This is a genomic window from Xylophilus sp. GW821-FHT01B05 (assembly GCA_038961845.1).
Lineage (GTDB): Bacteria > Pseudomonadota > Gammaproteobacteria > Burkholderiales > Burkholderiaceae_C > Xylophilus.
This window is the reverse complement of record CP152408.1, coordinates 4,042,614-4,063,011: the sequence shown is the minus strand read 5'-3', so window position 1 is coordinate 4,063,011 and position 20,398 is coordinate 4,042,614. Positions and strand designations below refer to the sequence as shown.

At 66.9% G+C, this 20,398-nt stretch carries 17 protein-coding genes; 12 read left to right on the top strand and 5 right to left on the bottom strand.

From position 1 onward, the window contains the following. Positions 1-57 precede the first annotated feature (57 nt). The 5 genes from pntB to AAFF27_18875 are packed head-to-tail and all read right to left on the bottom strand — an operon-like array spanning position 58 to position 6,686. The gene (gene pntB / locus AAFF27_18895; GenBank protein ID XAH22074.1) at positions 58-1,473 is read right to left on the bottom strand and encodes a Re/Si-specific NAD(P)(+) transhydrogenase subunit beta; all 1,416 of its coding nucleotides are present in this window, start codon (positions 1,471-1,473) and stop codon (positions 58-60) included. A 26-nt stretch (positions 1,474-1,499) separates the two neighbouring features. Next, a complete protein-coding gene (locus tag AAFF27_18890; protein ID XAH22073.1) occupies positions 1,500-3,119 on the bottom strand; it encodes a Re/Si-specific NAD(P)(+) transhydrogenase subunit alpha in 1,620 nt (539 codons plus the stop codon). Further along, entirely contained in the window at positions 3,119-4,324 is a 1,206-nt protein-coding gene (gene pcaF, locus AAFF27_18885; GenBank protein XAH22072.1) for a 3-oxoadipyl-CoA thiolase, read from the bottom strand. The genes AAFF27_18890 and pcaF overlap by 1 nt, the downstream gene beginning before the upstream one ends. 25 nt (positions 4,325-4,349) lie before the next feature. After that, positions 4,350-5,879 carry a 3-hydroxyacyl-CoA dehydrogenase gene (locus AAFF27_18880; protein ID XAH22071.1) on the bottom strand — a complete coding sequence of 510 codons (1,530 nt, stop codon included), beginning with the start codon at positions 5,877-5,879 and terminating at the stop codon, positions 4,350-4,352. A 27-nt stretch (positions 5,880-5,906) separates the two neighbouring features. Continuing rightward, positions 5,907-6,686 carry an SDR family oxidoreductase gene (locus tag AAFF27_18875; protein XAH22070.1) on the bottom strand — a complete coding sequence of 260 codons (780 nt, stop codon included), beginning with the start codon at positions 6,684-6,686 and terminating at the stop codon, positions 5,907-5,909. Between the two features lie 319 nt (positions 6,687-7,005). Here AAFF27_18875 and AAFF27_18870 point away from each other — a divergent pair, with 319 nt between their 5' ends. The 12 genes from AAFF27_18870 to AAFF27_18815 all read left to right on the top strand — a co-directional run bounded on the left by AAFF27_18870 (position 7,006) and on the right by AAFF27_18815 (position 20,381). After that, complete coding sequence (locus AAFF27_18870; GenBank protein ID XAH22069.1) at positions 7,006-7,848, top strand: enoyl-CoA hydratase-related protein; 843 nt, start codon at positions 7,006-7,008, stop codon at positions 7,846-7,848. Between the two features lie 68 nt (positions 7,849-7,916). Then, positions 7,917-8,843 carry a LysR substrate-binding domain-containing protein gene (locus AAFF27_18865; protein XAH22068.1) on the top strand — a complete coding sequence of 309 codons (927 nt, stop codon included), beginning with the start codon at positions 7,917-7,919 and terminating at the stop codon, positions 8,841-8,843. Between the two features lie 184 nt (positions 8,844-9,027). Continuing rightward, positions 9,028-10,014: a tripartite tricarboxylate transporter substrate binding protein gene (locus AAFF27_18860; protein ID XAH22067.1), complete on the top strand. Its 987-nt coding sequence runs from the start codon at positions 9,028-9,030 to the stop codon at positions 10,012-10,014. Positions 10,015-10,016: 2 nt separating this feature from the next. Next, positions 10,017-11,705: a GMC family oxidoreductase N-terminal domain-containing protein gene (locus tag AAFF27_18855; protein XAH22066.1), complete on the top strand. Its 1,689-nt coding sequence runs from the start codon at positions 10,017-10,019 to the stop codon at positions 11,703-11,705. A gap of 96 nt (positions 11,706-11,801) precedes the next feature. Then, positions 11,802-13,244 carry an aldehyde dehydrogenase family protein gene (locus tag AAFF27_18850; protein ID XAH22065.1) on the top strand — a complete coding sequence of 481 codons (1,443 nt, stop codon included), beginning with the start codon at positions 11,802-11,804 and terminating at the stop codon, positions 13,242-13,244. A gap of 153 nt (positions 13,245-13,397) precedes the next feature. Continuing rightward, positions 13,398-14,399 carry a tripartite tricarboxylate transporter substrate-binding protein gene (locus AAFF27_18845; protein XAH22064.1) on the top strand — a complete coding sequence of 334 codons (1,002 nt, stop codon included), beginning with the start codon at positions 13,398-13,400 and terminating at the stop codon, positions 14,397-14,399. 73 nt (positions 14,400-14,472) lie between these two features. Next, positions 14,473-15,861 (top strand): MmgE/PrpD family protein, encoded by a 1,389-nt coding sequence (locus AAFF27_18840; GenBank protein XAH22063.1) that lies wholly within the window; start codon positions 14,473-14,475, stop codon positions 15,859-15,861. 25 nt (positions 15,862-15,886) lie between these two features. Then, a complete protein-coding gene (locus AAFF27_18835) occupies positions 15,887-16,930 on the top strand; it encodes an alcohol dehydrogenase catalytic domain-containing protein (GenBank protein XAH22062.1) in 1,044 nt (347 codons plus the stop codon). Between the two features lie 45 nt (positions 16,931-16,975). Further along, the gene (locus AAFF27_18830) at positions 16,976-17,521 is read left to right on the top strand and encodes a hypothetical protein (GenBank protein XAH22061.1); all 546 of its coding nucleotides are present in this window, start codon (positions 16,976-16,978) and stop codon (positions 17,519-17,521) included. A 72-nt stretch (positions 17,522-17,593) separates the two neighbouring features. Next, positions 17,594-18,556, top strand: coding sequence for a TRAP transporter substrate-binding protein DctP (dctP, locus tag AAFF27_18825; protein ID XAH22060.1), 963 nt, complete (start codon positions 17,594-17,596; stop codon positions 18,554-18,556). 11 nt (positions 18,557-18,567) lie between these two features. Beyond that, positions 18,568-19,074 (top strand): TRAP transporter small permease, encoded by a 507-nt coding sequence (locus AAFF27_18820; protein ID XAH22059.1) that lies wholly within the window; start codon positions 18,568-18,570, stop codon positions 19,072-19,074. Next, complete coding sequence (locus AAFF27_18815; GenBank protein ID XAH22058.1) at positions 19,071-20,381, top strand: TRAP transporter large permease; 1,311 nt, start codon at positions 19,071-19,073, stop codon at positions 20,379-20,381. Before AAFF27_18820 ends, AAFF27_18815 begins: the two co-directional genes overlap by 4 nt. The last annotated feature ends 17 nt before the right edge of the window (positions 20,382-20,398 follow it).

The following is a 20,398-nucleotide window of genomic DNA, read 5'->3' as shown; positions in this document are numbered from 1 at the left end:
CTGGTCTCTGCACGGTTGATTTGGTCGCGCAGGCCTAGGGGCGTACCTTGCCATGGGTCAGCTCTTGAGTGCCGTCTGCACCTCGTCCAGCATCTTCTTCGCGTCGCCGAACAGCATGCGGTTGTTTTCCTTGTAGAAGAGTGGGTTGTCCACGCCGGCATAGCCCGATGCCATGGAGCGCTTCATCACGATGGAGTTCTTGGCCTTCCAGACTTCCAGCACCGGCATGCCGGCGATGGGGCTCGTGGGGTCGTCCTGCGCGGCCGGGTTCACGATGTCGTTGGCGCCGATGACCATGGCGACGTCCGTGTCCGGGAAGTCCTCGTTGATCTCGTCCATCTCCATCACGATGTCGTAGGGCAGCTTGGCCTCGGCCAGCAGCACGTTCATGTGGCCCGGCATGCGGCCGGCCACCGGGTGGATCGCGAAGCGCACGTTCACGCCCTTGTCGCGCAGCGTGCGCGTGATCTCGTTCACCGTGTGCTGGGCCTGGGCCACGGCCATGCCGTACCCGGGCACGATGACCACGTTCTTGGCATCGCGCAGCAGCTCGGCGGTCTCGGCCGCGCTGATCGGCACGGCCTCGCCCTGCGGCTCGGCGGCGGCCGCATCGCCGCTCTTCTTGGCCGGCGCGCCGGAGCCGAAGCCGCCCGCGATCACGCTGATGAAGTTGCGGTTCATGGCCTGGCACATGATGTAGGACAGGATGGCGCCCGAAGAGCCCACCAGCGCGCCCGTCACGATCAAGAGGTCGTTGCTGAGCATGAAGCCGGTGGCCGCGGCGGCCCAGCCCGAGTAGCTGTTGAGCATGGACACCACCACCGGCATGTCGGCACCGCCAATGGCCATCACCATGTGCACGCCGAACAGCAGCGCGATCATGGTCATCACCAGCAGCGGCAGCATGCCTCCGCCCACGGTGTCGGCGTGGATGAACGCGCGGCCGAGCCAGATCACGATCAACAGCGCGGCCAGGTTGAGCCAGTGGCGCGCGGGCAGCAGCAGCGGCTTGCCGCCGATCTTGCCGTTGAGCTTGCCGAAGGCGACCAGCGAGCCGGAGAAGGTCACGGCGCCGATCAGGATGCCGACGTAGATCTCCACCTCGTGGATCACCTTCTCGGCGCCCTGGTACTGGATCGAGGTGTCGACATAGCTGGCAAAGCCCACCAGGCAGGCCGCAAGGCCCACCAGGCTGTGCATGAGCGCGACCAGCTCGGGCATCTGCGTCATCTTCACGACCTTGGCCGCGTACAGGCCGATGCCGCCACCGATCACGAGCGCGATCACGATCCAGGCGATGCCGCTGCTGCTCACGCGCGGCCCGAACACCGTGGCCAGCACGGCCAGCGCCATGCCGACCATGCCGAACAGGTTGCCGCGGCGCGAGCCCTCGGGGCTGGACAGGCCGCCCAGGCTCAGGATGAACAGGATGGCGGCGCCCAGGTAGGCCACCGTTGCAAGACTTTGGGACATGGTGTCGGTCTCTTTTCTTGTTCTTCTTATTTCTGGAACATGGCCAGCATGCGGCGCGTCACGGCGAAGCCGCCGAACATGTTCACCGCCGTGAGCACCAGGGCCGCGAAGGCCAGCCAGCGGATCAGCTCGTCGGGTCGGCCGCCAGCGGCCCCGTCGGGTGGCGCGATCTGCACCAGCGCCCCGATGGCGATGATGCTGGAGATGGCGTTGGTCACGCTCATGAGCGGCGTGTGCAAGGCGGGCGTAACGTTCCACACCACCATGTAGCCGATGAAGCAGGCCAGCACGAAGACCGTGAAGTGGCCCAGGAACGCGGCGGGCGCGAAGCTGCCGATGAACCAGAACGCCAGTGCCGCCACCGCGAAGACGATGGCCAGCGTCTTGGCCGGCAGCGGGCCGCTGCTGCCATGGCCGTGGCCCTTCTTGGCGGCGGGCGCAGCGGCCGGTTTGGCGGCGGCGGGCGGCTTGGCCGCCTGGGCCAGCGGCGGTGCCGGCCAGGTGATGGTGCCGTCCTTGACCACCGTGAGGCCACGGATCGCGTCGTCCTCCATGTTCACCACGGCGACGCCGTCCTTGGCCTTGCACAGTTCTTCCGTCAGGCGCAGCAGGTTGGTGGCATACAGCGTGGACGACTGCTTGGCCAGGCGCGAGGCCAGGTCGGTGTAGCCCACGATGGTCACGTCGTGGCGCACCACGGCTTCGCCGGGCACGGTGAGCTCGCAGTTGCCGCCCTGTTCGGCCGCCATGTCCACGATCACGCTGCCGGGCTTCATGCTCTGCACCATCTCGGCCGTGATCAGCTTGGGCGCGGGCTTGCCCGGGATCAGCGCGGTGGTGATGATGATGTCCACGTCCCTGGCCTGCTGGGCGTACATGGCGCGCTGGGCGGCCTGGAAGCCCTCGCTCATGACCTTGGCGTAGCCGCCGCCACCCGAGCCCTCTTCCTCGTAGTCCACCTTCACGAACTCGCCGCCCAGCGAGGTGACCTGGTCGGCCACCTCGGCGCGCGTGTCGTTGGCGCGCACGATGGCGCCCAGGCTGGCCGCCGTGCCGATGGCCGACAGGCCGGCCACGCCGGCGCCGGCGATGAAGACCTTGGCCGGCGGCACCTTGCCGGCCGCCGTGATCTGGCCGGCGAAGTAGCGGCCGAAGGCATTGGCGGCCTCGATCACCGCGCGGTAGCCGGACACGCCGGCCATCGAGGTCAGTGCATCCATCTTCTGGGCGCGGCTGAGCGTGCGGGGCAGGCAGTCGATGGCCAGCACGGTCGCGCGCCGGGCGGCGAGTTGCTGCATCAACTCGGGGTTCTGCGCGGGCCAGATGAAATCGATCAGCGTACCGCCTTCGCGCAGCAGCCCCACTTCCTCGAGCGTGGGCGGACGCACCTTGAACACGATGTCCGCCGTGCGCCAGAGCGTGGCCGCGTCGGCCACGATCTCGGCGCCGGCGGCGCGGTAGGCTTCGTCGCTGCAGTTGGCGGCTTCGCCCGCGCCGGACTGCACCGACACCTGGAAGCCCAGCTTGATGAGCTTCTCGACGACATCGGGCACGGTGGCCACGCGTTTTTCGCCCGGGAAGATCTCCCGTGGAACGCCGATGCGTTGCGGCGGCTGGGTGCCGTTGGTCTGTGTCGGCATCGGCATCAGACGCGTTCGAGAATGACGGCGATGCCCTGGCCCACGCCGATGCACATGGTGCAGAGCGCGTAGCGGCCGCCGCTGCGGTGCAACTGGTTCACCGCCGTGGTGGCCAGGCGCGCGCCCGACGCGCCCAGCGGGTGGCCCAGCGCGATGGCGCCGCCGTTCGGGTTCACGCGTGGATCGTCGTCCTGCAGGCCCAGCAAGCGCAGCACCGCCAGGCCCTGCGCGGCGAAGGCCTCGTTCAGCTCGATCACGTCCATCTGGTCCAACGTGAGACCGGCCAGCGCGAGCACCTTCTGTGTCGCTGGCGCGGGGCCAATGCCCATGACGCGCGGCGCCACGCCCGCCGTGGCCATGGCAACGACGCGTGCGCGCGGCGTCAAGCTATTCTTCGCCGCGCCAGCCTCGTCGGCCAACAGCAGGGCGCAGGCGCCGTCGTTGACGCCACTGGCGTTGCCGGCCGTCACCGTGCCGTCGGGTCGCACCACGCCCCGGAGCTTGGCTAGCACCTCCAGTGAGGTTTCGCGCGGATGCTCGTCCCGGGCCACGACGATGGGTTCGCCCTTCTTCTGCGCGATCGTCACGGGCACGATCTCCGCCTCGAAGACGCCAGCCTTCTGCGCCGCCACGGCCTTCAGCTGCGAAGCCAGGGCCATGCGGTCCTGCGCTTCGCGCTTGATCTTATAGTCGGTCGCGACGTTCTCGGCCGTCTCCGGCATGGCATCGACGCCGTACAGCTCCTTCATGCGCTTGTTGACGAAGCGCCAGCCGATGGTGGTGTCGTAGACCGCGTTGGCGCGGGAGAAGGCGCTTTCGGCCTTGGGCATAACGAAGGGAGCGCGGCTCATGCTTTCCACGCCGCCGGCGATCATCAGGGAAGCCTCGCCAGACTTGATGGCGCGTGCGGCCGTGCCGAGCGCGTCCAGGCCGGAGCCGCACAGGCGGTTCACGGTGGAACCTGGCAGCTCCAGTGGCAAGCCGGCCAGCAGCGCGGCCATGCGCGCTACGTTGCGGTTGTCTTCGCCGGCCTGGTTTGCGCAACCGTAGATAACGTCGCTAACGGCTTGCCAGTCCACCTTGGTGTTGCGCGCCATCAGGGCTTTGAGGGGCATGGCGCCGAGGTCGTCGGTGCGCACGGAGGCTAGTGCGCCGCCGTAGCGGCCGAAGGGCGTGCGGATGGCGTCGCAGATGAAGGCGTGTCGGGTCATGGATGTTGTTGTGATTCGAGAAACATCAGCGTCGGTCCGGCGCCGACAAGGACAGGCCGAGCCGCGCACGGCGCACTAGCCAAGGAGACGGGCGGTAGCGCTGGTCGCCGAATGTCGCATGCAGACCCTGCAGGACCTGTAGCACCACGCTGGCGCCGAGCCGGTCGCCCCATTCGAACGGGCCGCAGGGATAGCCCAACCCCAGACGCACGGCCGCATCGATGTCCGCCGGTGCGGCGACACCCTGCTGGGCCATCTCGCAGGCCAGGTTGACCACGCAGGCGACCACGCGGGGCGCCACGTAGCCTGGCGAGTCGTTGACCAGGAAGCTGGGAATCTCCAGCCCGGCGAGAAGGCCCTGGGCTCGGGCAACGGTGTCCGCAGAGCTTGCAGGCGAGGCCATCAAGGTCACGCCAGTCCGGGAGCTGAACAACGGGTCGATGGCCAGGGTCTTGGACGCGTCCAGGCCCAGCTCCACCACGGTGGTCGACAGGTCTGCACCCACAGGGGCCACCAACAACAGATCCGCCTGGGTTGGGTTGTAGCGGCGAGCGCCGGCAGGAAACAGGTCGGCCAGTGCCTCCGGCAAAGCCGCAGGCCCGGAGGTGGGCCACCACACGCTGGCCTCGGCGACCGCCTGCGGCGCCACGGCTGGACGTTGCTGCACGCCCGACGCATAGCTGTAGAACCCTTCGCCCGTCTTGCGGCCAAGCAGGCCCGCCGTCATGCGGGTGCGCGCCAGTGCCACGGGCCGGTACCTGTCGTCCCCGTAATACTGCGCATGGATGGACTCCATCACGGGCACGGACACATCGAGCGCGGTCAGGTCCAGCAGTTCCAGCGGACCCATGCGAAAGCCCGCGTTGCGCAGGATCGCGTCGATGACATGGTGCTCGGCACAGCGTTCGGCAAGCAGCTTGAGACCTTCGGTGACGAAGGCGCGGCCGGCATGGTTGACCACGAAACCGGGCGAGTCCGATGCCACCACGGCCCGGTGCCCGACGCGCTTCGACAGCTCGGCGAGCGCCTGCACCACCTGCGGTGCGGTGCGCGGTGCCTGGATGACTTCGACCAGCCGCATGCGCGGTACAGGGTTGAAGAAATGCCATCCAGCGACACGCTCAGGCCGCTGGCAGGCGGCTGCGATCGCCGTCACGCTCAACGACGAGGTGTTGGTCGCCAGCACACAGTCCGGTGCAACGATGGCTTCAAGTTCCTTGAACAGTCCCTGCTTGGGCTCCAGCTTCTCGACGATGGCCTCCACCACCAGATGGCAGTCGGCCAGGCCGCGCAGATCGGCCTGCGCATGGATGCGCGCCAGCGTCGCTTCGGCTTCGTCCTGTGCGAGCTTGCCTTTGCGCACCGCCTGGTCCAGGTCGTCGCGTACAGCTTGGCGGGCACGTGCGACGGCCTCGCTGGCGCTGTCGTACAGCTGCACCTCGCATCCGGCTGCCGCGCAGACCTGTGCGATGCCGCGCCCCATGGCCCCAGCGCCGATGACGCCCACTTTGTTCAACTGCAGTTCCAAGCCTGTGCCCTGTTGGTTGTCGTTCATGCGGGATGCGTTCGTGGTGGCGAAGCCTTACTCGGCGACGTACTTGAGCCAGCGGCCGCCGTCGACGATGATGTTGTCGCCGGTCACGTAGTTGGCCAGATCCGATCCGAGGTAGACGGCGGCATTGGCGATGTCTTCCTTGCGGCCGAAGCGCCCCAGTGCGGTCTTCTTCGCCTCGAGGTCGCCCTTGCCCGCGTCGATGTACATGCGCTGCACGCCCTCGGTGTCGCCGATAGGGCCGGGCGAGATGGTGTTCACGCGGATGCCGTCGCTCCCCCATTCCACCGCCAACGTGCGCGACAGCGACAGGATGCCGCCCTTGGCGGACGCGGCATGCACGGCGCCGGGCCAGCCGCTGACGCCCAGCATGGTGATGATGCTGATGATGGATCCGCCGTGCTTGGAGGCCTTCAGGTGCGGGTAGGCCGCATGGCAGCCGTAGAACGTGCCGTTCAGGTCGATGTCGATCACCGTGCGGAAGCCGTTCGGTGACAGGTCGGCGCTCGGGCAGACGAAGTTGCCCGCCGCGTTGTTGACGAGGATGTCGAGCCCGCCGAAGCGTGCGACCGTGTCTTCGACGGCAGCCTTCACCTCGTCGTAGTTGCGCACATCGCACTTGCTGGCTTCGGCTTGGCCGCCTTCGCGGTTGATTGCTGCGGCGGCTTCCTGGACGCGTTCCAGGTTGCGGCCGACCAGCATGACCGCTGCGCCCAGGCGCGCATAGGCCGTGGCGATCTCCAGGCCAATGCCGCTGCCCCCGCCAGTGATCAGCGCGGTGCGGCCCTTCAGGGTGTCTTTGGTGAACATCGAAACAATCTCCGTGGTCGTAGTGAGCTTGCAGGCTCTTGCGCAAACCCTGTGCCAGCATCGCGGCGGCGGAGGGCCGCGCCCTGCGCTTCCTGTGAAATGGGCTGTGCGGCGTGCTGTTGCCGGCGTGCTGTCGGGGCGGGACGAAGGCTGTTCCGTGTCTTCACTGCACACCGAAGTGTTTTCGTTGCGGACATCCCCGCGCACGCGACCAAGGCCGGGCCTCTGCGACCGGGCGGCGCGTGGCGTGACGCGCTGTGGCACGCGCCTTGCACAAGAGCGCCTGACGCCGCGCTGTATGCGGTGCAAGGAATCAACAATGAGCAATACACCGGTGGTCACGACGACGCGCGAAGGTTCGGTGCTGGTCGTGCGCCTGAACAGCCCCGAGACCCGCAACTCCCTCACCACGGAGCTGCGCGAGCAGCTTGGCGATGCCGTGGACATGGCCGGCGGCGACCCCGCTGTGCGCGCCGTCTATCTGACGGGTGAGGGTGCCAGCTTCTGTGCTGGTGGCGACTTCAAGATGCTGCAGACACAGTGCGATCCGTGGCCGGTGCACCGGCGGTTTCGCAACTTCAGCCGCTGGCTGACGCCGTTGATCACGCTGGACAAGCCTGTGGTGGTCGGCGTGCGCGGGCACGCAGTCGGCGGAGGCATGGGCTTGGCGCTGACCGGCGACGTGGTGATCGCGGGCGAGAGCGCCAAGTTCATGTCCGGCTTCTTCCGGCTGGGCACGGTACCGGACATCGCCATGATGTACCACCTGCCGCGTTTGATCGGCATGGCCCGCGCCAAGAACTTCCTGTTCAGCAACGGCACCATGTTGCCGGCCGAAGCCCTGTCTCTTGGACTGGTCGCGAAGGTCGTGACCGACGAGCAAGTTGACGCAGCGGGCCTGGAAGAGGCCAGCCGCCTCGCGGCCGGGCCTGCAGAGGTCATGGGCCTCGCGAAGACGCTGATGGCGCGCAGCTTCGAAACCAGCCTGCACGACATGCTGGCCTTCGAGGGCTTCGGCCAGGTGCTGGCGATGTCGAATCCGGAGTTCCGCGAGGGTCTGGCTGCAGTGATCGGCAAGCGCGAAGCGGACTTCACCGGCGTGGCCGCGGATGCGCCGCACAACCGGGGCGGCAGTCCTTCGTCAGCGGCCAAGGCTGCCTGATCCTTCGGAGCAGCCGGGGCGCCTGGCGCCGCCGACAACCCGTTGCCCGATCGACGAGGACCCGACGATTGGAACTGCGCCAACTCCGCTACTACGTGCGGCTGGTCGAGCTGGGCAGCATCACGCGCGCGGCCAAGGACCTGGGCATCGTCACCTCGGCGCTGAGCCAGCAGATGACCCGGCTCGAATCGGAGTTGGGCACGCGATTGCTGCAGCGCTCGGCCACGGGCGTCTGTCCGACCGACGCGGGCCACGCGTTCCACAAACAGGCTCAGCTCAGCCTCCGCCATGCCGATGAGGCTGTTCGGGCTGCCCAGCACGCGCGACTGACCGGGCATGTCGGCGTGGGCATCGGCTCGGCCACCTCGGCGGTGCTGTCAATGCCGTTCTTCGGGGCGATGCACGCTCGCTACCCGGACATCCGGCTGCGCCTGGTCGAGAGCCTGTCGACCAACCTGGCGACCATGGTCAACTCGCGACAGCTGGACTTTGCCGTCCTGCTGCAGGCTCCGGGCGCGCTGCGTGGCAGTGCGCGTCCGCTGGTGCGAGAGCGGCTGTTCCTGATCGGCTGCACCAGCCTGCAGCCGCTGCACGCTCTGCAGGGTCGCTCCGTGAGCATTGCCGAGCTGGCGCACATTCCCCTGGTGCTCGGCTCGCACGGCTTGCGCGACGCCGTGGACACGGCTTTCGCGCAGGAGAACCAAGTGCCTCGTATCGTCCTGGAGGCGGACGGCCTGTCGCTCGTGATGGATGCTGTTCGCGCGGGCGTCGGTGCCACCATCCTTCCAGGCGCGGCCACGCTTCGGCTGCCGGCCGATGCCGTCACCTGCATTGAGATCGCCGGCCCCCATGCCGTGCGCATGAACACCCTGGTCAGCCTTGCCGAAGAAGAACTGTCTCCGGCTGCGCTGGCCGCACGCGCGGTGCTGCGCGACACCATGGAAACCCTGGTGCTGAGCGGGCGTTGGCCCGGCGCGGAGCTTCACAAGAAGTGAAGGGCGCGTCAGGGCTCGCGGGCTACCTGCGGACCTCCTGCCTTCCTAGACTACCCAGCGTGATCTCGGTACCGCGTCGACGGTGACACCTGCGGCGCCTGCAGAAGCGCCTGCCCGGCGGCCGAAGAGCACATGAACCGGCGCTCTGGGCGCGCCGTGCCGAACGACAGATAGGAGACAAAAAATGGCATGTGAAGCTGCCGATGCAGGTCAGTGCTTGAACCGCAGGAAGTTCGTCGCCGCGTTGGGCGTCGCAACCGCATGGGGCCACGCCGATGCGCAGGAGGTGTGGCGCCCCACCGGCCCGGTCAAGCTGGTGGTTCCCTATCCGCCGGGAGGCTCGGCCGACATCCTGATCCGGCTCATCGCACCCGGCCTGGGCGAGCGCCTCGGCCAACCGGTGGTCGTGGAGAACAAGGGTGGTGCGACAGGGTCCATCGGCAGCGGCCATGTCTATGCCGCCGCGGCCGATGGCATGACCTTGCTCGTCGGGCTGTCCGACCCGCTGTCGATCTACCCTCACCTGATCCGGACCACCTACGACGCGACAAAGTTCGTGCCCGTGGCGAGCATCGGGTCGACACCGTTCGTTCTGCTGGCACGGCCCGACCTGCCAGCCAGCAACCTGCAGGAGCTGATCCAGCTGGCACGCAGGCAATCCCTGAGCTATGCCAACGCCGGCATTGGCGGCAGCATTCACATGACCACGCTGGAGTTCGCCCGCGCTGCCAGGGTCGACAACCTGCTGCACGTGCCGTTCACTGGGATGAGCCCGGCCTTGCAGGCCTTGATGGGCAGCCAGGTCGATGTGATGTTCTGCGCCGTCGGCGGCACCACGCAGTACCGCTCCCGTCTCAAGTTCCTGGGTGTGACCGCGTCGGAGCGGGTCGCTGCCATTGCTGAAGTACCCACCTTCCAGGAGCAGGGCTTGCCGCTCGTGAAGGAGCTCTGGATGGGCGTGCTCGCGCCGCCGCGGACGCCGGCAGGAGCCGCAACCCGGCTGGCCGCAGCCATCGAGGAGATCGTCGCCACGCCCGCCTACCGCGCCAAGGCCGAGGAGCTCGCAATGCGTACGCAGTCGATGAACCGGGGCGAGTTCGCCGGCTATTACCTGGACGAGTACCGCAAGTGGGGCGAGGTGGCCCGCGCTGCCAACGTGAAGCTCGACTGACGATGCCGCTGCAATCCTCTCCATCTGGCGCCGCGGCGGTGCACGACTACGTGGTCATCGGCTCTGGATCGACCGGTGCGGTCGTGGCGGCCAGGCTGTCCGAAAGCGGCAGCCACACCGTGGCATGCCTGGAAGCCGGCACACGCGGGGCTGGCTACCTGTGGACACGCGCACCGGCGGCGGTTGGGCACATGATCGAGAACCCGGAAGTCAACTGGTGCCGCTATGCCCAGGCCAATGCAGGGCTGGCAGGCCGCCGCATCTACCTGCCGGCGGGCAAGCTGGTCGGCGGCACCAGCGCGCTCAACGGCATGATCTTCAACCGCGGCCAGCGCATGGACTACGACGGCTGGGCGCGGATGGGTTGCCCGGGATGGTCCTACGCCGACGTGCTGCCGTACTTCAAGCGGTTGGAGAGCACGGACATCGGCAGCGATGAGTTTCGCGGCCGCACGGGGCCGATGCGCGTGACCCTGGCCGAGAAGACTTCACCGTTCTTCGACCTTTTCATCGCGTCGGCGCAAGCCTGTGGCTGGCCTCTGAACCCGGACTACGCCGGTCCGACGCAACACGGCGTCGCGATGGCCCAGGTGACCGTGCACCGCGGCATGCGGCAGAGCACGGCCACGCAATACCTGCAGCCGGCACGCGGGCGTTCCAACCTACAGCTGATCACCGGCGCGGAGGTCAGCGCGCTCATCCTGGAGCGTGGCCGGTGCGTGGGGCTGCGCTACCGCCGCGGCGGGGCCATGCACGAGCTGCGCGCTGCGCGCGAAGTGATTCTTTGCGCGGGCGCGGTGGGTTCGCCGAAGCTGCTGGAGCTGTCTGGCATCGGTGACCCGGCGGTCCTGTCGCGGCACGGAATTGCCATCGCGCGCGCGCTGCCCGGCGTCGGCCGGAACCTGCGTGACCATTTCGGCCCGCCGCTGCAGTGGACTTTCCGCGATGCAGGTCTCTCGCTGGCCGGACGGGGCAGCGGCTGGCGCCTGGCACGCGAGCTGGCGCGCTACCTGATGTTCCGCACCGGCTTCATGTCCCAGGGGTGGTGCACGATGCGCGCCTTCGTCCGATCGCAGCCCGACGTGGCCCAGGCCGACATCGCTTTGCTCGCTAACCCGTACCTGGTGGACGTCAAGGGCAAGCGGCGCGTCATGTCGCCCGTCAACGGCTTCTTCATGTGGGCGCAGGTGCAGCGCCCGGAGAGCACGGGCAGTGTGCACATCCAAAGCGCAGACCCGTTCCAGGATCCAGCGGTTGAGGTGAGCTTCCTGGCCACGGAGAACGACCGGCGCCTGGCGGTGCTGGCCGTGCGGCGGGCGCGCGAACTGGTGGCCCAGCCGCCGCTGGCCGATGCCATCGAGCGCGAGGTGCTGCCCGGTCCCGCGGTGGAGACGGACGCGCAGATCCTGGAGTTCATCCGCCAGCACGGATCGACGACGTTCCACCTGGCCGGCACCTGCCGCATGGGTCGGGACCCCATGGCCGTTGTCGACGAACGCCTGCGTGTGCACGGCATCGGGGGGCTGCGTGTGGCTGACGCCTCCATCATGCCCACGCTGGTGTCAGGCAACACGAGCATCCCCTGCGTGATGATCGGCGAGAAGTGCGCCGACATGGTGCTGGCGGACGCAGCGCAGCCTGCCACGGGCTCCGCTCACCCCATCGAGAACGAAACATGCGTTGCGCTGTGACATGCAGCGCGTCAATCCGCGGACGGCGCCCAGCGTGGTCGTCCTTCCTCCGGCCTGTTCATTCGGCACGGCAACCGTGATCCAGGAGAAGTGCACATGCGGCATTACGGCAAGTTCTACATCGGCGGCCAATGGGTCGAACCGGCGCAGCCCACGGTGGCGCACCTCATCAATCCGGCGACGGAGACAACGTTTGCGACCGTCGCCTTGGGCACGGCCGAAGATGTCGACCGCGCAGTGCAGGCCGCGAGGCAGGCGTTCCCAGCGTTCAGCCGGACCTCCCCGGCCGAGCGCGTCGCCATGATCGAACGCATCATCGAGGTGTACGAGTCGCGCGAAGCGGAGTTGATGGCCGGCGTGACGCTGGAACTCGGCGCGCCTTGTGGCCTGCGCGACCACACACGCGGCTCGCTCGGGCTGCTGCGCGACGCCGTCAAGTTGCTGAAGGAGTACCCGTTCGAGACGCGCATGGGAAACGCCACGATACGGCGTGAGCCCATCGGTGTGTGCGGGCTCATCGCCGCCTGGAACTACCCAGTGCAGATGGTGATGCTGAAGCTGGCCTCGGCGCTGGCAGCTGGCTGCACGGTGGTGGTCAAGCCCAGTGAATTCACGCCCGTCAGCGCGATCCGCCTTGCCGAGATCCTGCACGATGCCGGTGTGCCCCCTGGTGTCTTCAACCTCGTCATCGGCGACGGCCCGACCGTCGGCAATGCGATCTGCCGGCATCCCGGCGTGGCGATGGTGTCGTTCACGGGCTCGACCCGCTCGGGCATCCTCGTGGCAGAGGCCGCAGCGGCCACCGTCAAGCGCGTGTGTCAGGAACTCGGCGGCAAATCCGCCAACGTGGTCCTGCCGGACGCCGACCTGCGCGCTGCAGCGCGCTGGAACGTGCAGCGCAGCTTCTTCAACTCGGGCCAATCCTGCCATTCCCCATCGCGCATGCTGGTGCATGAAGGCCAGAAGGACGCCATGGTCGCGCTGCTGCGCGAGGAGGCTACCCGGGCCCGCATCGGCGATCCGCAGGATCCGGCCACGACGCTGGGCCCTGTGGTCAACGGGCTGCAGTACGAGCGCATTCAGCGCCTGATCCAGTCCGGCATCGACGAAGGCGCGCAAATCGTCTGCGGGGGGCCAGGCCGGCCCCATGGAATGGACAGGGGCTATTTCGTGCAGCCCACGATCTTCTCTGACGTCACGCCCGAGATGACGATCGCGCGCCAGGAGATCTTCGGTCCGGTCCTGTCCGTGCTGACGTATGCCACCGACGAAGAGGCCATCGCCATCGCCAATGGCACCGACTACGGATTGGGTGGCTACGTGTTTTCGGGCGATTCCGCCCGTGGGCGCAATGTATGCGAGCAGCTGCAGGTCGGCCGCGTCTTCTTTAATGGGGACCCTGGCGACATGGTGGCCCCGATGGGCGGCTACAAGCAGTCCGGCAACGGCCGCGAACTCGGTGCGTTCGGGCTGGAGGAGTACCTGGAGGTCAAGGCGATGTTCGGCCTGGCTTGGCCCGGCGCCACGTCGCGCCGTTAGCCGATCACGGGCCAGCCGACAGACAGGCGGTGGCTTCACAAAAAGTGAAGTGCGCGTCACGGGGCCATGACTACCTGCGCTTCTCACCCGTTCCTAAACTGGCTCTCAACAGTGTTGCCGAGAGCAGCACCCACAACGATCAGGAGACGAACCATGCACATTGCGACCAAGGACAAGTGGCGCCGTCTTGCGCCCATCTTCAGCGGATTGCTGGCGGCGGCGGCCCTGTGCAGTGCGGCTCCGGCTGCCCGGTCGGCGGAGCCAGCATTCGCAACGCGGCGGGTCGAGATCGTGGTCTCCGCCGCCGCTGGCGCCACCACCGACATCCTGGGACGCCTGATCGCGGAGAAGCTGGCACCTCGCATCGGCCATCCCGTCATCGTCATCAACAAGCCGGGCGCGAACCAGCAGATCGGTGCCGACTTCGTGTCGCGGGCCGCGCCGGACGGCCACACGCTGCTGCTCTCGCACTCGGCATTGGTAGCGAACCCGGTGATGTTCAAGGCCGTGAAAATGGACATGAACCGCGACCTGACGCCGATCGCGCAACTGGTCTCCACGCCGTGGGTGTTCTCTGTGCCGGACCAGCTGCCGGTGCGCACCGTCGGAGAGTTCATCGCCTATGCCAAGGCCAACCCCGACAAGGTGAACTTCGGCTCGACCGGTGGCACGGTTACTCTGGACACGAAGGTGTTCATGGCACGCGCTGGCATCGAGGCGGAGATCGTCAATTACGCCGGCGGCGCGCCACTTGTGGCGGCGCTGGCGACCAACGAAGTGCAGGCCGCTCTGAGTTCGGTGCGCAGTGTCAACGCAATGGCCGGCAGGGTGAGGCTGCTGGCTGTGACCTCGCCGACGCGCTCGGCATTGGTGCCGGATCTGCCCACGGTAGCCGAAAGCGCGCTCCCGGGATTCGAAGGCGCCTCGCTGTGGTTCGGCCTGTGGGCGCCGGCCGGCATGGCGCCTGAGCTGGCACAGAAGATCAACCGCGAGGTCAACACCATCCTCTCGATGGCAGACGTCAAGCAGCGCATCGTCGACACCATGACTTGCGACATCGTGGGTGGCCCAGCGGAGGAGTTGCGCCGCGCGGTCGCGACCGACCTGGACTACTACCGCCGCGCCGCGCAGGCCGCCAAGCTCGCCGCGCAATAGCGCGCCCCTCCGTTCCAAGCAATGCGCATGCTGTTGCCCGAGCGCCGGGCGAACCCCTTTCAGTGAATCGACCATGAAAGTCTCCAGAACTCCGTCCGCAGCCCGGCAACTTGCCGAATGGGCCCTGTCCACCCAACTGAGCGACATCGATGCGCGCGTGCTCGAGCGCGTCAAGCTGCATGTGCTGGACCAGATCGGCGCGCAGGTGAGCTGCCGCGACCTGCCCACCTGCCGCGTCACGCAGGAGTACGTCAAGCGCTTCGGTCTGCCAGGGACCGCATCGGTCATGGGCACCGCGCTGCGGCTCGACCAGGAGTCTGCCGTGTTCGCCAACGGCACGTTCGGCAGTGCGTTCGAGATCGATGACTACGGCGGCGCGGGCGCCAATTCACATCCAGGATGCACGGTGGTACCGGCGGCGTTCGCCGTGGGCGAGTCGCTTGCGGCTTCCGGGGCCGACGTCCTGCGTGCGGCGGCGATCGGTTTCGAGACGGTGATCCGCCTGGCGCTCGCCAGCATGCCGTCGCTCTTGCTGGAGCGCGGCTTCCATCACACCAGTGCGCTCGGCGTGTTCGCCGTGGCGCTGGAAAGTGCCATGCTCGAAGGCGATGGGCCGGACGTGGCAGTCAACGCGATGGCCATCGCCGGCAGCCATGCCAGCGGCACGACCGAGTTCGCGCGCAGCGGCGGCGAGGTCAAGCGCGTGCATGCCGGCATCAGTGCTGCGGCCGGAGTCCGCTCAGCGCGGCTCGCACGCTTCGGTCTCAGCGGGCCTCCGACCATCCTCGAGGGCGAGCGTGGCTTTCTGCAGGCGTTCTGCAACGACTTCGAGCCGCGCCACCTCACGGAAGACCTGGGCAGCCGCTGGCACTTCCCCGAGCGTGCTTCGATCAAGCTGTTCGCCTCCTGCGCCCTGATGCAGCCGCATTTCGCGGCGTTCGACAAGCTCCGGGCCGATGGCGCCATCGCGCCGCAGGACATCGAGGAAGTCGTGATGGGCTGCGACCCGCTTGCACTGGTCCACACCGGCAATGTCGGCCCGCGTCCGACAGATGTGCTGGGGGCGCAGTTCAGCGCGCAGTACGGCATGGCGATGCGCATCGTCAAGGGTCGCAACGACGTGGGCAGCTACCTGGACATGGAGGCTGGCAGCTTCCAGGACTCCGCCGTACTGGCAGTGGCCGAGCGTGTGCGCATGGTGAGCGACGAGGAATGCACCTTCAAGAACCCGCTGGGGCGTGTGACGCTGAAGATGCGCGACGGCCGCGTGCTGAGCGCCAGCGCCTTTGCGCCTGGATCGCCCGGCAACCCCGTCAGCCGTGCAGACATCGAGCAGAAGTACCTGGGCCTCGTCTCGCGTGACTACGGCGATGACGTGGCGCGGCGCACGCTGGATCTGATCATGGATCTGGAGCACGTGGGTGATGTGCGCGACATCACCCAGCTGTTCGTCGCCCGATGAACGTCGAAGCATTGCGGAGCACCCCATGAAAGCACTTGTTCTCGAAGGTATCCAGAAGATGTCGGTGCAGGAAGTCCCCGAGCCGGCGCTCACGCCTGGCGGCGCCATCATCCGTGTGGTGGCCAACGGGGTGTGCCGCAGCGATTGGCATGCCTGGGTTGGCGACATACCGCGCACATTTCCGATCGTGATCGGGCATGAGATGGCCGGTATCGTCGAAGAGGTGGCGCCCGGTGTCACCCGCTACAAGAAGGGCGACCGTGTTGTGGTGCCTTTCGTCGGCAGCGAAGGGACATGCGAGTATTGCCAGTCCGGCCGCGCGCACCTGTGCGAGAACACCATGATTCCGGGCCGCAACTACTGGGGCGGCTATGGTGAGTACGTCAGTGTGCCCCTGGCAGAGCGCAACATGGTGCCGTTGCCCGAGGAGGTCAGCTTCCGCGACGGCGCCGCGCTGGGCTGCCGTTTCATGACCTCGTTCCACGGCGTCATCGACCGGGCCGGTGTGACCGCAGGGGAGTGGGTGGTCGTGTACGGCTGCGGCGGCGTCGGTCTGTCGGCGATCAACGTGGCGGCGGCACTTGGCGCCCGCGTGATCGGTGTCGACCTCAACCCTGCCAATCTCGAACTGGCGAAGGCCATGGGCGCCGAATTCGTGATCGACGGTCGCGCGACCGACAACCCCGTGCAGGCCGTGATGGACATCACGCACGGCGGTGCCCATGTGTCGATCGATGCGTTGGGTATCACCGAGACCTGCGTCAACGGCATCCGCAGCCTGCGCAAGAGCGGGCGGCACCTGCAGATCGGCTTGACGACCAGGAAGGAAGCCGGGCATATCAGCGTTCCGATCGACCTCATCATCTACCGCGAGCTGTCCATCGTGGGCACGCTGGGCATGGCGCCGCACCGCTACGCGGCCATGATTCCGCTGGTGGCCAATGGCCGCCTGACGCCGGGCAAGCTGGTGACACACGAGATCGGCCTGTCCGAGGTGCCGGGTGTCTTCGAGCAGATGTCGCGCTCGGCCGTGACCGGCACCTGCGTGGTGACGGACTTCCAGCGCTGAGCCCTCGCAAACCCGCTACCCGCTGTTCCAGCAAGGAACTTCAGCATGCCCTTCATTTCCTCCCTGCCACCCGGGGCAAGTCCGCTCGCGATCTACAAGGCCTACCCGGACATCTACGGTCCATGGTCGCAGATGAGCGAGGCCATCATGAACGGCGATTCGGCCTTCAGCCAAGCCGAGCGCGAACTGCTCTTCGCGTACGCGGCTGGCGCCGCCGGTTGCGATTTCGTCTGCGTCGCGCATTCCGAGGTGGCCTACGCACGTGGCGTACCGCATGGCACCGTCGAGGCCCTGCTCAAAGACCCTGCCACGGCCGGGATCGACGCGCCCCTGCGCCCCGTTGTCGACTACATCCAGCTGCTGATGACGCAGCCGCACGCCGTCACGCAGGCCCATGTCGACGCCATCGTCTCGGCCGGCTGGGACGAGCGGGCATTGAACGACGTTGTCGCCATTGCCGGCCGCGCAGCCTTCATGCAGCGCATCGTCGCGGGCTATGGGCTGGTGCCGATGGGCAGGGAGATCGCGGCCGAGCACGCACAGCGCCGCATCGCACTGGGCTATGTGAACGTGGTGAACGGCAAGCCCTGATCGCGCCGGCCGGCGCGGCCGGCAATATTTCTACAACAGGCCGGTGGACAGCCGGCGGACAGGAGACATGACATGGTTCGTTTCACCCTTGTGCTGGCGTTGATGCTGTCGGCATCCGCATACGCCGCAGAGTTCCGCTGGCTCAACAGCTGGGACCGCAACTACGCGGCCATCCCTTCGCTGATCGAGCCTTACATCAAGGAAGTCGAGGCTGCATCCAACGGCAGCATCAAGATCAACGTCAGCGGGCCGGAAACGGTGCCCCCGCTGGAGCAGCTACAACCTGTGGCGGCCGGCGCATTCCATTTCCTCTACACCCATGGCGCCTACCATTTCGGGATCATGCCGCTGGCGACCGTGTTCGAGGCACTGGGCGGAGATCCCCAGGCGCGGCGTGATGCCGGCCTGGTGGACTTCCTGGAGAAGCAGTACCGCAAGATCGGCTTGAAGCTTGTGTTCGCGCCCATGACACCGAACGGAAACTACGCGCTGATCCTACGACAACCTCCGACGGCGAATGGTGACCTGCAAGGCCGCAAGATCCGCGCGACGCCTACCTACAACGGCCTGATCCGTCACCTCGGCGCAACGCCAGTGCAACTGCCGCCGGCGGACATCTACACCTCGCTGGACAAGGGCGTGGTCGACGGGGCCGCATGGGGTGTCACTGGCCCCTTGCCTTACCGTTGGTACGAGGTGTCCAAGTACCTCCTGCGTCCCGCGATCGGCTTCAACCTCAACCCCGTGCTGATGAACTTGGAAGCGTGGAACAGGCTGAAGCCCGAGCAGCAGAAGATCCTCACCGACGTCGGCAAGAAGTACGAGGACCTCTGGTACCGCGAAGCCGGGCGGCAGATGGCCGAGGAGGAGAAGGCGCTGGTCGGCAAGGGCATGAAGGTGGTCGAGATGGGGCCGGTGCAGCAGCAGAAGCTGCAGGCTGCATGGGCCGACGGGTTATGGGACATGGGTCTGGCGTCCAAGGCGCGCAAGGAGGTCGAGGAGATGCGGGCGCTCGCCAAGGCCAAGGGCCTGTGAAGGCGATGCCGATGCATGCTCTCGCACGCCTGCACGACGCAGTCACCCGGTTGGGTTTCGGCCTGGCTGGCCTTGCGCTGGTGGTGATCGTCCTGTCGTTCTGCTTCGAAGTGGTGTCGCGCTACGCGCTCTCCGCGCCCACCGAATGGGCAAGCCCAACGGTGTCGTATGCCATGGCCATCATGATCTTCCTGGCATTTCCCGAGCTGTCGCGCCAATCCGCGCACATTGCGATCAACATCGTGACGGATGAGGTCTCGCCGCCGGCGCGCCGCGTGCTGTTGTCGGCCTTGCGGGTTGCAGCCGCCGTGACCTGCCTTCTGGCCACCTGGTTCAGCTTCAACGAGACCTGGAGTCAGTACCAGCAGGACGTGTGGACCAATCCGCCGCTGGCGGTCCCCAAATGGACGGTCTCGCTGTTCATTCCCTACGGCATGTTGAGTTCGGCGCTGTACTTTCTGCGCCAGGTGACGGGTCGGGAAGAGGGCCACGCTTGCGCTGCGGGGAGCGTTGCATGAGCTGGTACCTTGCGCTCGGCGGCAGCATTGCGCTGCTGGTCGGCCTTCTGGTTCTCGGGCTGCCTGTCTTCGTGGGTTTCCTAATCCTGAACGTGGTGGCTGTGCTGATGTTGTTCGGCCCATCCGGCTTCGGCATGTTCGCCAACAGCATCTACACCACCGCGACGACCTCGGCACTCTCGGCTGTGCCGTTGTTCATCTTAATGGGCGAGTTGCTGTTCCGCTCCGGCGCCATGGAACTGCTGTTCGACGCGATGGATCGGCTGATCGGCCGTTTCCGTGGCCGCCAGTACGTGCTGTGCATCCTGCTCTCGGCCATCCTCGGGGCGCTGTCCGGTGCCGCGATGGCCGTTGCCGGTTTGCTGGGCCGCGGGCTGCTGCCGGTCATGCGCCAGCGCGGCTACGACCTGCGCATGTCCACCGGAACCATCCTGGCGGGCGCCAGCCTGGATCCGATCATCCCGCCGTCCGTGCTGGCCATCCTGATTGCGACGATTGCACAGGTCTCCACAGGCAAGCTGCTGGTCGCCGGCATCATCCCGGGGTTGATGCTGACAGTGATGTTTCTGCTGTACGTGCTTGTGCGTCTGCGCATGAAGCCAGAGCTGGCGCCGGACGTGGATGCGGAGGCGGTGGCCAAGACCGGATCCGTCTGGATGGCCCTGGCCAAGATGCTGCCCTCGCTGTTCCTGTTTTTCCTGGTCATGGGCCTGGTGATGCTCGGCGTCGCCACACCAACAGAGGCTGCGGCGACCGGTGTGGTCGGCGCGTTCATTCTCGCGTGGGCCTATGGGGGGCTGTCCCTCGCCATGCTGAAGGACGCAGTCATGTCTTCGGTGACTGTGGCAGCGCTGCTTCTGGTGGTGATGTGCTGCGCAGTCATGTTCAGCCAGTTGCTGACCCTGACCGGCGCGGCCAGGCAGCTCGCGGAGTATGTGGTCACCATGGAACTCGGCAAGTCCGTGATGTTGCTCCTGATGATGGCGCTGCCATTCGTGCTGTTCATGTTCCTCGACGCGGTGGCCTTGCTGCTGATCCTGGTGCCGATCTACCAGCCGCTGCTGCCCGTCCTGCAGTTCGACGAGATCTGGTTCTGGACGCTGTTCCTGGTCTGCGCCACGGTCGGAGGCATCTCACCGCCATTTGGTTACACCCTGTTCGCACTGCACAGTGCCGCGCCGGACGTTCCCATGTCAGAGGTATTCAAGGCTGCCTGGCCATTCGTCTGGATCATCGTCTGGGGCATGGTGCTGATGGCGGTCTTCCCACCGATCGTCACTTGGCTGCCTCGTCTGCTGGGTGCGTGACGCCGGCTGTCGTCCTT

Excerpts from the sequence above, each read along its gene's own strand:
- AAFF27_18840 (XAH22063.1), top strand. The coding sequence starts at position 14,473 with ATGAAAGTCTCCAGAACTCCGTCCGCAGCCCGGCAACTTGCCGAATGG.
- AAFF27_18875 (XAH22070.1), bottom strand. The coding sequence starts at position 6,686 with ATGTTCACCAAAGACACCCTGAAGGGCCGCACCGCGCTGATCACTGGC.
- AAFF27_18845 (XAH22064.1), top strand. The coding sequence starts at position 13,398 with ATGCACATTGCGACCAAGGACAAGTGGCGCCGTCTTGCGCCCATCTTC.
- pcaF (XAH22072.1), bottom strand. The coding sequence starts at position 4,324 with ATGACCCGACACGCCTTCATCTGCGACGCCATCCGCACGCCCTTCGGC.
- AAFF27_18835 (XAH22062.1), top strand. The coding sequence starts at position 15,887 with ATGAAAGCACTTGTTCTCGAAGGTATCCAGAAGATGTCGGTGCAGGAA.
- AAFF27_18830 (XAH22061.1), top strand. The coding sequence starts at position 16,976 with ATGCCCTTCATTTCCTCCCTGCCACCCGGGGCAAGTCCGCTCGCGATC.
- AAFF27_18855 (XAH22066.1), top strand. The coding sequence starts at position 10,017 with ATGCCGCTGCAATCCTCTCCATCTGGCGCCGCGGCGGTGCACGACTAC.
- AAFF27_18850 (XAH22065.1), top strand. The coding sequence starts at position 11,802 with ATGCGGCATTACGGCAAGTTCTACATCGGCGGCCAATGGGTCGAACCG.
- dctP (XAH22060.1), top strand. The coding sequence starts at position 17,594 with ATGGTTCGTTTCACCCTTGTGCTGGCGTTGATGCTGTCGGCATCCGCA.
- pntB (XAH22074.1), bottom strand. The coding sequence starts at position 1,473 with ATGTCCCAAAGTCTTGCAACGGTGGCCTACCTGGGCGCCGCCATCCTG.
- AAFF27_18880 (XAH22071.1), bottom strand. The coding sequence starts at position 5,879 with ATGAACGACAACCAACAGGGCACAGGCTTGGAACTGCAGTTGAACAAA.
- AAFF27_18870 (XAH22069.1), top strand. The coding sequence starts at position 7,006 with ATGAGCAATACACCGGTGGTCACGACGACGCGCGAAGGTTCGGTGCTG.
- AAFF27_18890 (XAH22073.1), bottom strand. The coding sequence starts at position 3,119 with ATGCCGATGCCGACACAGACCAACGGCACCCAGCCGCCGCAACGCATC.
- AAFF27_18815 (XAH22058.1), top strand. The coding sequence starts at position 19,071 with ATGAGCTGGTACCTTGCGCTCGGCGGCAGCATTGCGCTGCTGGTCGGC.
- AAFF27_18860 (XAH22067.1), top strand. The coding sequence starts at position 9,028 with ATGGCATGTGAAGCTGCCGATGCAGGTCAGTGCTTGAACCGCAGGAAG.
- AAFF27_18820 (XAH22059.1), top strand. The coding sequence starts at position 18,568 with ATGCATGCTCTCGCACGCCTGCACGACGCAGTCACCCGGTTGGGTTTC.